This is a genomic window from Providencia rettgeri (genome assembly GCF_023205015.1).
Lineage (GTDB): Bacteria > Pseudomonadota > Gammaproteobacteria > Enterobacterales > Enterobacteriaceae > Providencia > Providencia rettgeri_E.
Genome location: NZ_CP096258.1, coordinates 2,932,872 through 2,947,535, shown reverse-complemented (window position 1 = coordinate 2,947,535; position 14,664 = coordinate 2,932,872). Strand labels below are relative to the sequence as shown.

Here is a 14,664-nt window from a genome sequence, read left to right as displayed (position 1 = left end):
CAAAGGCCGGCTCTAGCTCATGTTATTCAGGTTTTAAAATAGTGGGACCTGAATTATGAAGTGGTTCTGGGTAATCTAAGGTGTAATGTAACCCACGGCTCTCTTTGCGTTCTAATGCACAGCGAACCATTAACTCAGCGACTTGAACTAAGTTACGTAATTCAAGTAAGTTATTTGAAATACGGAAATTAGCATAGTAGTCATGAATCTCTTGCTGCAATAGATGGATGCGACGCAGTGCGCGTTCAAGGCGCTTCGTGGTTCTTACGATCCCCATATAATCCCACATGAATAGACGCAATTCATGCCAGTTATGTTGAATAACAACCTGTTCATCTGAATTATGTACTCTGCTTTCATCCCATTCAGATAAATAGGGAATTTCATCGATTTGTTTGATCGTTTTATTAATGTTTTCTGCTGCCGCCCAGCCGTATACCAAGCATTCTAATAGCGAATTGGAAGCCATACGGTTTGCACCGTGCAAGCCGGTGTAGCTAACTTCGCCAATTGCATAGAGATTCGTGATATCAGTCATACCAGCTTCATCTACAATAACACCACCGCAGGTATAATGGGCTGCAGGAACGATAGGGATGGGCTCTTTGGTCAGATCGAGCCCTAACGTCATCAATTTCGCATAAATCGTTGGAAAATGATTTTTAACGAAATCGCTAGGCTTATGGCTGATGTCTAAATACATGCAATCAGCCCCAAGACGCTTCATTTCATGGTCAATAGCTCGTGCAACAACATCGCGAGGAGCAAGTTCACCACGATCGTCGTGATCGGGCATAAACCGGCTTCCATCAGGGCGCTTGAGGTAAGCCCCCTCACCACGTAATGCTTCGGTTAATAAAAAATTACGTGCTTGTGGGTGAAACAAACAAGTCGGGTGGAATTGATTAAATTCAAGGTTAGCAACACGGCAGCCAGCTCGCCATGCCATTGCGATGCCATCACCAGAAGAAATATCTGGATTTGTGGTATATTGATAAACTTTCGCCGCCCCACCTGTGGCGAGTACAATTGTTTTCGCTCGAATAGTTTCAACTTGTTCTTTGTGGCGGTTCCAAACGTAAGCGCCTAAAATTCGTGGTGATTCAGACGCATTGGAAAGGATAAGGTCGACGGCATTATAACGTTCTTTAATATGAATGTTGGGATGGGCAAAAGCAAGATCGACTAAGGTGGTTTCAACTTCTTTTCCTGTCGCATCGGCATGATGTAAGATCCGGCGATGGCTGTGACCACCTTCACGAGTTAAATGATACTGTGTTTCGCCGTTCTCGGTAACTTCAGTATCGAATAAAACCCCTTGGTCGATAAGCCACTGTACGCAATGTTTCGCATTGGAGGCAATAAACTCAACCGCTTCTTTTTGACAGATACCTGCACCAGCAATTAGGGTATCTTCAACATGGGATTCGATGCTGTCTGTGTCATCAAAAACAGCGGCAATACCGCCTTGCGCGTAATAAGATGCCCCTTCGCTGAGGCTGCTTTTACTGAGAATGGTCACTTGATGAAAAGGGGCGAGCCGTAAGGCAGCTGAAAGTCCTGCGACACCACTCCCAATGATTAAAATATCAGTGTAATGCTGTGTGGATCCGTTCATAAGTGTTTGCATGTATATAATAGTATGTATTGAGTTTTTTATGTTAGCCTATCGAGTGTCCTATTGCTATTAGTGGATGGTTGTTAAGACACAGTATATTGACCTAGCGCTATTTACGTATTCAAATGGTTTTACTGTGATAGCTATCGCATTCATATTTAAAATCTGTATGCTGTCTTATGAGTCAGTAAGATTATTATAGGCATTTGTTTTAATAAGGATCTTTAAGATCATCTAAGTAATTTTTTTATCGGTTTTGTAAATTTTTGACTATTTTTTTAGATTAAATTGAACTTCAACGAGTTCTACTACTCAAAGTAGTGCTTGCTTTAGGAAGGGAGAACATGATCAAGTTAACATATTATCGGCCTGAATTCGGGAGATATTTCCTGGAATGAGCGAGCAACTGACCGACCAGATTTTGGTTGAAAAGGTACAGAAAGGCGATCAACAAGCTTTCAACTTATTGGTGATAAAATATCAGCATAAAGTCGCGAGCCTAGTATCCCGCTATGTACCGCAAGCGGATGTGCCTGATGTTGCACAGGAGTCATTTATAAAAGCTTATCGTGCCATTGGTTCATTTCGTGGTGACAGCGCATTTTATACTTGGCTTTATCGGATTGCGGTAAATACAGCTAAAAATTATTTAGTTGCCCAAGATAGACGCCCACCTGCGTCGGACTTGGAAGCGAGTGATGCAGAAAACTTTGAAACCGCAGGTGCCTTAAAAGAAATTTCGAACCCAGAGAACTTAATGTTGTCTGATGAATTAAAGAAAGTTGTTTTCCGAACCATCGAATCGCTGCCTGAAGACCTCAGAATGGCAATTACGCTTCGTGAGTTAGATGGTTTGAGCTACGAAGAAATCGCAGAAATAATGGATTGCCCAGTTGGCACCGTACGTTCTCGGATTTTTAGGGCAAGGGAAGCAATTGACAATAAAGTTCAACCACTGATTCAACAGTATTAATATGTTAAATCAGTCAATTAAATATAATTGTGATGCAATTAACTGAAGGTAATTGGGCATGCAAAGAGAGAAACTTTCCGCAATGATGGATGGCGAAGTACTAGACTTAGAACTGGTCAACGCTATTTCACGTGATTCAACGTTAAAACAACGTTGGGAGAGCTATCATCTTATTCGTGATACTCTACGTAACGATACTAGTGAAGTCATGCACTTTGATATTGCAAGTAAAGTTGCGGCAGCATTAGAGAATGAAGCTGTGCGTATTAATCCTCAGGTAGTTGTCGAATCGCAGCCAGAGCCTGCGACTTGGGGGGCTTTCCCATTCTGGGGCAAAATTCGTCCTTGGGCGAGCCAGTTGACTCAAATTGGTGTTGCAGCGTGTGTATCTTTGGCCGTGATTGTTGGTGTTCAACAATATAACCAAAGTACTGCTGTTGACTCTCCTGTTGACGAGCCAATGTTCAACACGATCCCTGTCGGTAGTGGGGCGCCAGTTAGCTTGAATATCTCAGATAACCAATTATTTGGTAATGAGCAGCAAATTCAACAAGTTGAACAACAAAATCAACGTATTAATGCGATGCTTCAACAATATGAAATTGAAAGACGCTCGATGCTTAACCAGCAATATCAAGAGTCTGCACAACCTGCGTCTTCAGCAGGAGTTAAATTGCAATAATGAATAAATGGTTATCCGTCATCTGCCTGACGGGCAGCCTGATTATTTCTAATCAAGCTTCGGCATCTGAACTAGATGCCGATGTTCTTTTTAAAGAAATGGGAAATGCTGCCCAGAACCTTTCTTACGAAATGTCTTATATGACATTCAGCCCGCAATCAATAACACCAGTACGTTATCGTCATGCAGTCATCAATGGTGAGCCTGTTTCACAAATGATCCAAATGGACTCATCGCGCCGTGAAATTGTACAAAAGGGAAATAAAATCAGTTATTTTGAACCTGGTTTTGATGCTTTTAGCTTAAACGGCAAATATATAGTTGATAACTTACCGTCAGTAGTTTTTGCCAATTATCAACAGATTAAGCCTTATTATAACTTTATTGATGCAGGGCGTACCCACATTGGCGATAGGCCCGCATTAGTAATTCGCATAATATCGAAAGACAACTCTCGGTTTAACTATGTAGTATTAATCGACGAAGAAACGAAATTGCCATTACGTATTGACCTTCTCGATAATAATAGCCAAACATTAGAACAATTTCGTGTTATCTCGACGGTGCTAGATAGCCAAACAGTGAAGGATTCATTACTCACATTAAGTAAGGTAAATATGCCACCATTATTGATTTCCCCTACAAATGGAAATCCTTCTTTTAAATGGCAAGTGGGCATGTTACCTCCAGGTTTTGAAGAAATATCTCGATCTTCGCGAAAATTGGCGGAAGATGACGTAGTAGAAACCGCGATGTTTAGTGATGGTTTATTTACCTTTTCTGTAAATGTGACAAAATCGACTAAAGGCCCGTTACTTGACCAACCGCTTCAAAATGGGCGTCGGACTATTTACACAATGACGCAAAAGCAAAATGTCATCACTATCATCGGTGAATTACCGTTAGCAACAGCACAAATGGTCGCAGGTAGTATTCAGTTTCGGGAGTAAATTATGGTAAAAGAGTGGGCAACAGTAGTCCGTTGGCAAAACGGTAGGGCTTTATTGCGCTATGGTTCTTCGTCCGGGTGTGGCAGTTGTAGTGCTCGAAAAACCTGTGGTTCTTATGCTTTAAGCAAAATAGGGCCAAATACGGAACATGAATTAGAAATTGCGATTGAGCAACCGCTAGTTGAGGGGCAAAAAGTTGAAGTCGGTATTCCTGAAGGAAGTTTAATTCGCTCAGCGCTATTAGTTTATTTAACGCCTATTTTCGGGTTATTTATTTTTGCTGGCTTAGCGCAGGCGTTTGATTTTGAGCAGCTCTGGATAGCGATTTCAGGTGTAATTGGTGGTATTATTGGTTTTTATGTCGCGCGTAGACTCGCATCAAATTGGCGTGATGATGAAGCTTTTCAACCCGTCGTTTTACAGATTGGGTTACATCCAAACGAGCTTTCAGTGCAAATTAATTGCTAAATTTCAATATGTTGAGTTAGAAGGTTAATTTGATATTATCAATAGAAGGGGAACATATGTTTCCCTTTTTTGTGGATGAGAGTTAGTTAGCAGGCAAATAGTATTATGACAGATATAGTATTATGACAAATAGGTCATTAACATATTTTGTCAGTTTTGAGTTAGAAATTACAATAGATTGATTATGGCTATAAAAATGGTTGAAGTGAGTCGTATTTATACTGAATTAGGGCGACTAACCTACCTACCTTATGTAGGTTTACAGTTGTTTTACATTGAATCTTTGTGTTAGCGGGTTCTTATATGTAAAATGCAGCTAATTAACAATCTTGTGATAATCATAGCATTTTAGTTTTGTTGCGACATTTGCACAAAACTGATTTTGTAAGGCAATTTAAAAGAAGATATTACCTTGAAAATCAATAATATAAGAAACTTTTCCATCATTGCTCATATCGACCACGGTAAGTCGACCTTGTCAGACCGCATTATCCAAATTTGTGGTGGTTTAACCGACCGCGAAATGGCAGCGCAAGTTTTAGACTCGATGGACTTAGAGCGCGAGCGTGGGATCACTATTAAAGCACAGAGCGTGACGCTTGATTATAAAGCTTCAGATGGTGAAACTTACCAATTAAACTTCATTGACACACCGGGTCACGTTGACTTCTCTTATGAAGTATCTCGTTCATTAGCAGCCTGTGAGGGTGCTTTGCTGGTGGTTGATGCAGGGCAAGGTGTTGAAGCTCAAACCTTGGCAAACTGCTATACCGCTATCGAAATGGACTTAGAAGTGGTTCCAGTCTTAAATAAAATTGACTTACCCGCTGCCGATCCTGAACGTGTTGCTGATGAGATAGAAGATATTGTTGGTCTTGATGCACATGATGCGGTTCGCTGCTCTGCGAAAACGGGTATTGGTGTTCAAGATGTAATTGAACGCCTCGTTAAAGAGATCCCACCACCTGTTGGGAATGCAGATGCGCCTTTGCAAGCACTCATCATTGACTCATGGTTTGATAACTATTTAGGCGTTGTTTCATTGATCCGCATTAAGAACGGAACATTGAAAAAAGGCGATAAAATTAAAGTCATGAGCACTGGCCAAGTGTATAACGCGGACCGTCTCGGTATTTTTACACCCAAGCGAATTGATCGCGATGTTTTGAATTGCGGTGAAGTAGGCTGGTTGGTTTGTGCAATTAAAGATATTACAGGAGCTCCAGTCGGTGACACGCTAACGGGAGCTCGTCATCCAGCGGATAAAGCATTGCCTGGGTTTAAAAAGGTTAAACCACAGGTTTACGCTGGGTTATTCCCTGTAAGTTCTGATGATTATGAATCATTTCGTGATGCGTTAGGTAAATTAAGTCTAAATGACGCCTCTTTATTCTATGAGCCAGAAACTTCGACTGCACTAGGCTTCGGTTTTCGTTGTGGTTTCCTTGGCCTATTGCACATGGAAATCATTCAAGAGCGTTTAGAACGTGAATATGACCTTGATTTGATTACCACTGCACCCACGGTAGTATACGAAGTGCAGCAAACCAACGGTGATATCGTGTATGTTGATAGCCCATCTAAGCTACCAGCATTGAACAATATTGAAGAATTACGCGAACCAATCGCAGAATGCCATATGCTGATGCCTAAAGAATATTTAGGTAACGTTATTACACTTTGTATTGAGAAACGTGGCGTTCAGACCAATATGGTCTATCATGGTAATCAAGTATCGCTGACTTACGAAATCCCAATGGCAGAAGTCGTATTGGATTTCTTCGATCGCTTAAAATCAACCTCTCGAGGATATGCATCTTTAGATTATGCATTTAAACGCTTCCAAGCATCAGACATGGTGCGTGTTGATGTTCTTATTAACAATGAGCGTGTTGATGCGTTGGCTTTGATCACTCACCGTGCGAACTCTCAACATCGTGGTCGTGAACTGGTTGAAAAAATGAAAGAGCTAATCCCTCGTCAGCAGTTTGATATTGCGATACAAGCAGCGATTGGTAACCACATTATTGCTCGTTCTACAGTTAAACAATTGCGTAAAAACGTACTCGCCAAGTGTTATGGTGGTGACGTTAGTCGTAAGAAAAAACTGTTGCAGAAGCAAAAGGATGGTAAGAAACGTATGAAGCAGGTTGGTAACGTTGAGCTACCACAAGAAGCGTTCCTTGCTATATTGCACGTTGGTAAAGACTAAGTTTACAAGGAGCCTCAATGGCGAACACCTTTGCCTTGATCCTAACACTGGCAACATTAATCACAGGGATTATATGGTGTTTAGACAAGTTTAAATTTGCACCTGCACGTAAAGCAAAACTCAAGCAGTTACAAGATGCAGCGAATGGCGCAGTGAGTGAAGCGGATGTAGCAAATGCTGTCCGCCGTCCATCATGGCTTGAAACAGGGTCATCTATTTTCCCTGTGTTAGCGATTGTATTGATTGTGCGCTCATTTATTTATGAGCCATTTCAAATACCTTCAGGGTCAATGATGCCAACGTTGTTAGTTGGTGACTTTATGTTGGTAGAGAAATTTGCATATGGGTTAAAAGATCCAATTACCCAAACGACACTCATTGAAACGGGTAAGCCAAAGCGTGGTGATATCGCGGTATTTAAATATCCGAAAGATACTAACGTGGATTTCGTAAAGCGTGTTATTGGTCTACCGGGAGATAAAATTGTTTATAACCCGGATGCTAAAGAGCTAACAATTTACCCAAATTGTGCTGACAACAAGTGTACAGAGAAGCTGCCAATTGTTTATGGCCCTCTGGCTCCGAGTGAGTGGACAATGTTCCTTGATATCGGTTCTGTTGTTGACAACCAAAAAGGGAATTATGAAGTTCCGTTAGATCAAGCATTACCAAGGAATGCGCTACGTCAGTATGAGCGCAGCGAAAAATTAGATACTGTTGAGCATCAAATTCTTATTATTCGCCAAGCAATTACTGAAGCAAAATATTTGCAACCAGGCATGCCGAGGAATGAATGGATTGTTCCTGAAAAGCACTACTTTATGATGGGTGATAACAGAGATAATAGCTCTGACAGCCGTATGTGGGGCTTTGTACCGGAGGAAAATTTAGTTGGTCGTGCGGTATTTATTTGGTTAAGTTTAGATAAACAAGAAAACGAATGGCCGACGGGTGTACGCTTTAGTCGAATTGGTCCACTATAATTTGATTAGTTGGTTTAGCGAAATGTTGAAAATGCAGGTTTTCGTTTGAAAACCTGCATTATCCGAAGCATTATTGTTTTACCCAGTGTACAATATAAATTAATTAATATTATTGGCTCCTCAATTATTAACTCTCCCATTTTAACTTATTGTAACTAATAGTTTTTTATAATTAGTTCCAGTGAGCTGCAAAAAATGTGGGAAAATAAGGTGTCAGTGCAAACGCAACAGTTTTGTAAAATGGGGTATTTTACAGGTCTGTTGCGTGTGCTTTTTTATCAAATAAAAATGGTTGGGCGCACATGAACCCCTCTTTATTAGAAAGATTACAGCGTAAGCTTGGTTATCAATTCAAACAGAACGAATTATTAATCCAAGCATTGACACATAGAAGTGCAAGCAGCAAACATAATGAGCGTCTAGAATTTTTAGGTGACTCGATTTTGAGTTTTGTGATCGCAAATGACTTATACCACCGTTTTCCAAAGGTAGACGAGGGGGATATGAGTCGTATGCGAGCAACGCTTGTACGCGGAAATACATTAGCAGAAATCGCACGCGAATTTGAACTCGGTGAATGTTTACGTTTAGGGCCGGGGGAATTAAAAAGCGGTGGTTTTCGTCGCGAATCTATCCTTGCTGATACTGTTGAAGCACTGATCGGTGGTATTTTTTTAGATAGTGATATCCAAACGATCGAAAGAATTATTTTAGATTGGTATCAAAGTAGACTGGTTGAGATCAGTCCGGGTGATAAACAAAAAGACCCGAAAACAAGGTTACAAGAATATCTGCAAGGGCGCCATTTACCACTACCTAATTATTTGGTTGTTCAGGTTAAAGGTGAAGCTCACGATCAAGAGTTTACGATCCACTGCCAAGTTAGTGGTATTGACCAACCGATTAATGGTGTTGGCTCAAGCCGTCGTAAAGCAGAGCAAGCAGCAGCAGAGCAAGCATTGAAAATTTTGGAGCTTGAATGAGTGAATTACAATCCCACTGTGGTTTTGTTGCCATAGTTGGACGGCCAAATGTCGGTAAATCGACATTATTGAATCAATTACTGGGGCAAAAAGTTTCGATTACTTCGAGAAAGCCACAGACGACTCGCCATCGTATTATGGGGATCCATACAGAAGATAACTATCAAATTATTTATGTTGATACCCCAGGACTTCATATTGAAGAAAAACGTGCAATCAACCGTTTAATGAACCGCGCTGCATCCAGTTCAATTGGCGATGTTGAATTAGTTATTTTTGTTGTTGAAGGGACGAATTGGACCGCTGATGATGAGATGGTACTGACCAAGCTATCTAGCTTACGTTGCCCTGTGATCTTAGCGATTAATAAGATTGACAACGTCACTGATAAAACGGTTTTACTTCCTCATATTGGTATGATCAGCCAGAAAATGAATTTCTTGGATGTTGTTCCTATCAGTGCAGAAAAAGGTGTAGGTGTTGATACCATCGCTAAGATTGTAAAACAGCATATCCCTGAAGCAGTGCACCATTTTCCAGAAGATTACATTACTGACCGTTCGCAGCGTTTTATGGCATCAGAAATTATCCGAGAAAAGCTCATGCGTTTCTTAGGTGACGAACTGCCATATTCAATTACAGTTGAAATTGAACAATTTAAAGTAACTGATACGGGTATTTACCATATCAATGGCTTAATTCTTGTTGAGCGTGAAGGCCAAAAGAAAATGGTTATTGGTAACAAAGGTAGCAAACTGAAAACTATTGGTACCGAAGCTCGTATTGATATGGAAAGAATGTTTGATAACAAGGTTCACCTTGAGCTTTGGGTTAAGGTTAAATCTGGTTGGGCTGATGACGAAAGAGCATTACGCAGCCTAGGTTATGTTGACGACCTAAAATAGTAGGTGGCAAAGTGAGTGGTTGGCAGCGTGCGTTTGTACTCCATTCAAGGCCTTACAGTGAAACGAGTTTATTGCTCGATTTTTTTACTGAAGGTGAAGGAAAAATACGTTTACTTGCAAAAGGCGCTCGCCGTAATCGCTCACCATTAAGGGGGAGTTTACAGCCCTTTACACCTTTGCTCATCCGTTGGGGTGGCAAAGGTGAAATCAAAACCTTAATTAATGCGGATCCCGTATCTTTAGCCCTCCCTTTAACAGGTACCGTGCTATATAGCGGTTTATACCTTAATGAATTAACCGCGCGTGTATTAGAATTTGGTACACCATATTCTGCACTATTTTTTGATTACCTCTCCTGCTTACAAATTCTGGCTGCAAGTGAGCGCACTCCCGAGTTTGCATTGCGTCGATTTGAATTAGCTTTGCTTTCTTACCTTGGTTATGGTGTTGATTTTTTACATTGTGCTGGTAGCGGGGAACCTGTTTCTGACACAATGACTTACCGCTATAGAGAAGAAAAGGGGTTCATTGGCAGTTTGGTTGTTGACCAACTTAGTTTTACGGGTAAACAATTGAAAGCATTGGCGAGTCAAGAATTTCCTGACGCAGATACGCTTAAAGCAGCAAAACGTTTTACCCGGCTGGCATTAAAACCTTATTTAGGTGGTAAACCTTTAAAAGGCCGAGAATTATTTCGTCAGTTTACTTATTCACCCGTTGAACATAACAAACAGAGTTAACACTGTTTTTAATTTTATTTTTATCTAATTTGTCACGCCGTTATCATTGCCATAAATCCTTTTCTCATGTGTCTTTTTAGCTGAATTAGCGTAATCAGACAACGCTAATTTTTTGCCGATATAAAATCTTACGAAGCGCTTCGCAAAAATAAAGTTCAAATACTGAAACAGAGCGTGTGGATTGGAATTTGCTTCGAATGGTGAGAGATTTATTCCCTCAACAGAGAAAATTACAGTAGGATAGTGGGTAAATAAGTTTATTAGCATTTATTAATGGGGAATAAAAAATGGCAGAGCTTTTGTTAGGCGTAAATATCGACCATATTGCAACGGTTAGAAATGCAAGAGGAACGCAATATCCAGACCCTGTACAAGCTGCATTTGTTGCGGAGCAAGCAGGCGCTGACGGTATTACAGTGCACTTACGTGAGGACCGTCGCCATATTACAGATAGAGACATCACTTTGTTGAATGAAACTATTCAAACGCGTATGAATCTTGAAATGGCAGTAACTGAGGAAATGGTTGAAATTGCATGCCGTATCAAACCGACTTTTTGCTGTTTAGTGCCAGAAAAGCGTGAAGAAGTTACCACTGAAGGCGGTTTAGATGTTGCGGGTCAAAAGCAGAAAGTGGCTGATGCTGTAAAACGTCTAACTGACGCGGGTATTCTCGTTTCATTATTTATTGATGCGGATCATCAGCAAATTGATGCCGCTCAAGCGTGTGGCGCACCATTTATTGAAATCCACACTGGAGCTTATGCTGATGCTAAGTCAGAACAAGAGCAAGAGTTAGAATTTCGTCGTATTCGCGATGGCGTCGTGTACGCAGCAAGTAAAGGCATTAAAGTCAATGCAGGCCACGGCTTAACATACCATAATGTTCAACGTATTGCGCAGTTGCCTGAAATTTATGAGCTTAATATTGGCCATGCAATTATTGGGCGAGCTTTGTTTAGTGGTTTGGCCCAAGCCGTTGCTGATATGAAAAAAATCTTATTAGAAGCACGTAAATAATGGCCATTGTTGGATTAGGAACGGATATTGTTGAGATTGCTCGAATTGAGTCGGTGCTTGAACGAACCGGTGATAGTCTGGCGAAAAGAATTCTAACTGAGACTGAATTAGCCCAATATCAACAGCAATCAAAGCCAGCTCGTTTTTTAGCAAAACGGTTTGCTGTGAAAGAAGCGGCAGCTAAAGCATTAGGTACTGGGATCCGTAATGGTTTAGCCTTTAACCAATTTGAAGTCACCAATGACAAATTGGGGAAACCATTATTAAGTTTAACTGGTGAGGCATTAGAGCTAGCGAATCGGTTAAGAGTCACGCATTGCCATGTTTCTATTACCGATGAACGGCATTATGCATCTGCGACAGTTATCATAGAAAGTAATTCTTAAATTGATGTTATATCGAGCTGCCAGTAAAAGTCACTGGCAGCATTTAGGGGTAACTAGGTGGATGATTAAAAATAAGTGAAGTTAAGCCTAAATTTTATCCGCATGGTGAATGGCGACAAACTTATCCCAAAGCTGTTCTTCAGTCTCGATATGTTGGGGGTCAGTGATGATCGTATTAGTAATTGGGCATACAGACTGGCAAGTAGGTTTGTCGTAATGGCCTACACATTCAGTACATAGGGTTGAGTCAATTTCATAAATTTCGTCGCCCATAAAAATTGCATCATTTGGGCACTCAGGTTCGCACATATCGCAATTGATACAGCGTTTTGTAATTAATAAAGACATATCAGTTACTTACATTGTATTAAGTTAAAAACTAGTAACTTATACCTTGCACCTATTCGTTACTTTCGTTTGTTTTTTATATTTTTATGCCGTGTATTTTACCTTCAAAGTTTGAAAAAAGTAACAAAAATCATAATGTAGATGTTTTATATCATTTAAACGATAAATTTTTGTTTTTTGGTTATCAATTTTTTTATTTTAAAATATTGGTGTTTTTTATTGTTTTAGTGATATCCGGGTAGTTACTTTCTGATTTATAACAATCAGTAAGTTAAAATATAATAATATAAATTTAGACGAGAATGTAAATACACTTATACTGAAAATTTGAATTTAGATATGTGAAATAAAGATTGTTAATTTAATTATTAATGGTGTTTTTTATACTAAGACTCCTCCTGTGGTTATGATTGTTATTAATCTCATTATAAAAATATAATTTTAAATTAGTTATTTTAAATAAGGGGCAAAATGCCCCTTGGGCACTAATTTAAATGTTCATAAAATATAACGCTGATATTATATGATACTATAGCTATGAGTTCTCCAGCTTTTATCTTTTTCAGCTTGGCTAAATATATGAATGAGGCCATTAGCAATAAACAGAGTTGCTGATTGAATCGTACTTCCAACAGTAAATTCATCAACATAGAGTAGTTTTATACCTGCTTTATCATCGATTTCATATAACTCAACGATTTTTTCGCTTAAATTATATCCATATAAGTATTGTTTATTCTCTACCGTATCATAAAATGCTTGAATATTACCAAGGTAGGATCTTAATTTTCCTTTTTGTGCAGGAGCATTTGGGTCGATTTTACCATTTTCAGCCATGGAATATACAACGTAAGTTTTATCTTTTGAGTGACCTAAAAAATAATTACGCTTTGCAGCGCTGAAGGTCATTGTTGTTGGATAAAACTCTTCAAATGAACCATCTTGTACTAAACGTCTAATGATAGCCATATATTTATTCCTTCTAATGTTAATAATGAATAATAATGTGATTGCCTAGTTATCATAAATAAATAAGTTAGATTTAAAATAATCTTTATTATTAGTTCATTTCATACATCTAATTAATAGAATAAATATTCACAAAGATTGAAAGTTATGATAAAAATAATAAAAAAGATAAAGGGTTAAAAGTATGTTCGAAAATCTTGGGGTTCTTAACTTCTGGACTTATTTGGCAGGGCTTGTATTAATCATTATTGTACCTGGACCTAATTCATTATATGTATTAAAAACAAGTACATCGAGCGGTACACGGTTTGGCTATCGAGCTGCTCTAGGGGTATTTACTGGGGATGCGATATTAATTTTCCTATCATTTATCGGTGTCGCATCAGTGATAAAAGCATCTCCAACACTATTTATGATAGTACGCTATTTAGGTGCAGCTTACCTGCTATATTTAGGTGGTAAAATTTTATATAGCACATTTATGCGTAAAAAAGCGAATAAAGACGGCATTGAGACTATCTCAATCAAAACAGAAAAACATTTTACTCGTGCCCTTGTACTTAGCTTAACAAACCCAAAAGCAATTTTATTTTATATTTCTTTCTTTATACAATTTGTTGATTTTAATTACTCTCATGCATGGGTGCCTTATCTTGTACTGGCAACTATTCTAGAATTAGTTAGTTTTTTATACTTAAGCTTATTGATTTTTAGTGGTTACTTGATAGCCCGTTTTTTACGTGAAAAACAACTCCTTGCAAAGCTTGGAAATTGTACGGTAGGTGCGTTTTTTATGGGGTTTGCAGCTAAGTTAGCGATTTTCAGCAATTAAAATTAGGCTGTTATTATAAAAGCAAAAGCATTTTAATTGCGGTCATTCTAACATTTAAGGATAATCACGTGTAAACGCATTGGTTAGAGGTAAGAGTGACACAAATAGAAATTGATGAGTATTGGATGCAACAAGCCATTGAACTTGCGCTAAAAGCACAAGATCTTGGAGAAATTCCTGTCGGTGCGCTCTTAGTGAAAGATAACCATTTGATTGCTTCGGGTTGGAACCGCTCTATTGTTGATCATAATCCGACAGCACATGCTGAGATTATGGCTTTACAACAAGCAGGGCATGAGCTGTCAAATTATCGGTTATTAGATACCACCTTATATGTCACCTTAGAGCCTTGTATTATGTGTGCAGGTGCAATGATCCACAGCCGTATTAGCCGTGTAGTTTATGGAGCTAAGGACTTTAAAACGGGAGCTTGTGGTTCTTACCTAGATATCATGGGACAAGCAGGGTTAAATCATTATGTGGATGTTACTGGTGGTGTTCTAGAGCAGCAATGTTCTTCAATGCTGAGTGCTTTTTTTAAGCTGCGTAGAGCCCAAAAAAAAGAACAAAAGCGCTAATAGGGTAAATTTTAGCGC

General features: G+C 39.3%; 16 protein-coding genes. 13 read left to right on the top strand and 3 right to left on the bottom strand.

Going from position 1 to position 14,664, the window contains the following annotated elements; translation table 11 throughout:
• Window positions 1-22 precede the first annotated feature (22 nt).
• A complete protein-coding gene (gene nadB / locus M0M83_RS13410) occupies window positions 23-1,618 on the bottom strand; it encodes an L-aspartate oxidase (RefSeq protein WP_248466726.1) in 1,596 nt (531 codons plus the stop codon).
• Between the two features lie 394 nt (window positions 1,619-2,012).
• Between nadB and rpoE the strand changes: the two genes are divergently transcribed.
• The 11 genes from rpoE to acpS all read left to right on the top strand — a co-directional run bounded on the left by rpoE (window position 2,013) and on the right by acpS (window position 11,919).
• Window positions 2,013-2,591, top strand: a complete 579-nt coding sequence (gene rpoE, locus M0M83_RS13405) for an RNA polymerase sigma factor RpoE (protein ID WP_004264984.1) — start codon at window positions 2,013-2,015, stop codon at window positions 2,589-2,591.
• Between the two features lie 58 nt (window positions 2,592-2,649).
• Window positions 2,650-3,273 carry an anti-sigma-E factor RseA gene (gene rseA / locus M0M83_RS13400; protein ID WP_213913154.1) on the top strand — a complete coding sequence of 208 codons (624 nt, stop codon included), beginning with the start codon at window positions 2,650-2,652 and terminating at the stop codon, window positions 3,271-3,273.
• Entirely contained in the window at window positions 3,273-4,223 is a 951-nt protein-coding gene (gene rseB / locus M0M83_RS13395; protein WP_125892258.1) for a sigma-E factor regulatory protein RseB, read from the top strand. The genes rseA and rseB overlap by 1 nt, the downstream gene beginning before the upstream one ends.
• Window positions 4,224-4,226: 3 nt before the next feature.
• Window positions 4,227-4,691, top strand: a complete 465-nt coding sequence (gene rseC / locus M0M83_RS13390) for a SoxR-reducing system protein RseC (RefSeq protein ID WP_125892256.1) — start codon at window positions 4,227-4,229, stop codon at window positions 4,689-4,691.
• 418 nt (window positions 4,692-5,109) lie between these two features.
• Entirely contained in the window at window positions 5,110-6,903 is a 1,794-nt protein-coding gene (gene lepA / locus M0M83_RS13385) for a translation elongation factor 4 (protein ID WP_213913233.1), read from the top strand.
• 17 nt (window positions 6,904-6,920) lie between these two features.
• The gene (gene lepB, locus M0M83_RS13380; RefSeq protein ID WP_125892254.1) at window positions 6,921-7,886 is read left to right on the top strand and encodes a signal peptidase I; all 966 of its coding nucleotides are present in this window, start codon (window positions 6,921-6,923) and stop codon (window positions 7,884-7,886) included.
• A 302-nt stretch (window positions 7,887-8,188) separates the two neighbouring features.
• The gene (gene rnc / locus M0M83_RS13375) at window positions 8,189-8,869 is read left to right on the top strand and encodes a ribonuclease III (RefSeq protein ID WP_102137508.1); all 681 of its coding nucleotides are present in this window, start codon (window positions 8,189-8,191) and stop codon (window positions 8,867-8,869) included.
• Complete coding sequence (era, locus tag M0M83_RS13370) at window positions 8,866-9,774, top strand: GTPase Era (RefSeq protein WP_125892252.1); 909 nt, start codon at window positions 8,866-8,868, stop codon at window positions 9,772-9,774. Before rnc ends, era begins: the two co-directional genes overlap by 4 nt.
• 11 nt (window positions 9,775-9,785) lie before the next feature.
• Window positions 9,786-10,514, top strand: coding sequence for a DNA repair protein RecO (gene recO / locus M0M83_RS13365; RefSeq protein ID WP_248466725.1), 729 nt, complete (start codon window positions 9,786-9,788; stop codon window positions 10,512-10,514).
• A 287-nt stretch (window positions 10,515-10,801) separates the two neighbouring features.
• The gene (gene pdxJ, locus M0M83_RS13360) at window positions 10,802-11,533 is read left to right on the top strand and encodes a pyridoxine 5'-phosphate synthase (RefSeq protein ID WP_213913156.1); all 732 of its coding nucleotides are present in this window, start codon (window positions 10,802-10,804) and stop codon (window positions 11,531-11,533) included.
• On the top strand, window positions 11,533-11,919 hold the full coding sequence (acpS, locus tag M0M83_RS13355) for a holo-ACP synthase (protein WP_125892246.1): 387 nt from the start codon (window positions 11,533-11,535) through the stop codon (window positions 11,917-11,919). The genes pdxJ and acpS overlap by 1 nt, the downstream gene beginning before the upstream one ends.
• 87 nt (window positions 11,920-12,006) lie before the next feature.
• On the opposite strand, the gene M0M83_RS13350 is transcribed toward acpS, so the two are convergent.
• Both M0M83_RS13350 and M0M83_RS13345 read right to left on the bottom strand, forming a co-directional pair.
• On the bottom strand, window positions 12,007-12,267 hold the full coding sequence (locus M0M83_RS13350) for a YfhL family 4Fe-4S dicluster ferredoxin (protein WP_036959019.1): 261 nt from the start codon (window positions 12,265-12,267) through the stop codon (window positions 12,007-12,009).
• Window positions 12,268-12,786: 519 nt separating this feature from the next.
• Window positions 12,787-13,236, bottom strand: coding sequence for an XRE family transcriptional regulator (locus tag M0M83_RS13345; protein ID WP_102137513.1), 450 nt, complete (start codon window positions 13,234-13,236; stop codon window positions 12,787-12,789).
• 184 nt (window positions 13,237-13,420) lie between these two features.
• Here M0M83_RS13345 and leuE point away from each other — a divergent pair, with 184 nt between their 5' ends.
• Window positions 13,421-14,068 carry a leucine efflux protein LeuE gene (leuE, locus tag M0M83_RS13340; RefSeq protein WP_248466724.1) on the top strand — a complete coding sequence of 216 codons (648 nt, stop codon included), beginning with the start codon at window positions 13,421-13,423 and terminating at the stop codon, window positions 14,066-14,068.
• A gap of 95 nt (window positions 14,069-14,163) precedes the next feature.
• The gene (gene tadA / locus M0M83_RS13335) at window positions 14,164-14,646 is read left to right on the top strand and encodes a tRNA adenosine(34) deaminase TadA (RefSeq protein WP_248466723.1); all 483 of its coding nucleotides are present in this window, start codon (window positions 14,164-14,166) and stop codon (window positions 14,644-14,646) included.
• Window positions 14,647-14,664 lie beyond the last annotated feature (18 nt).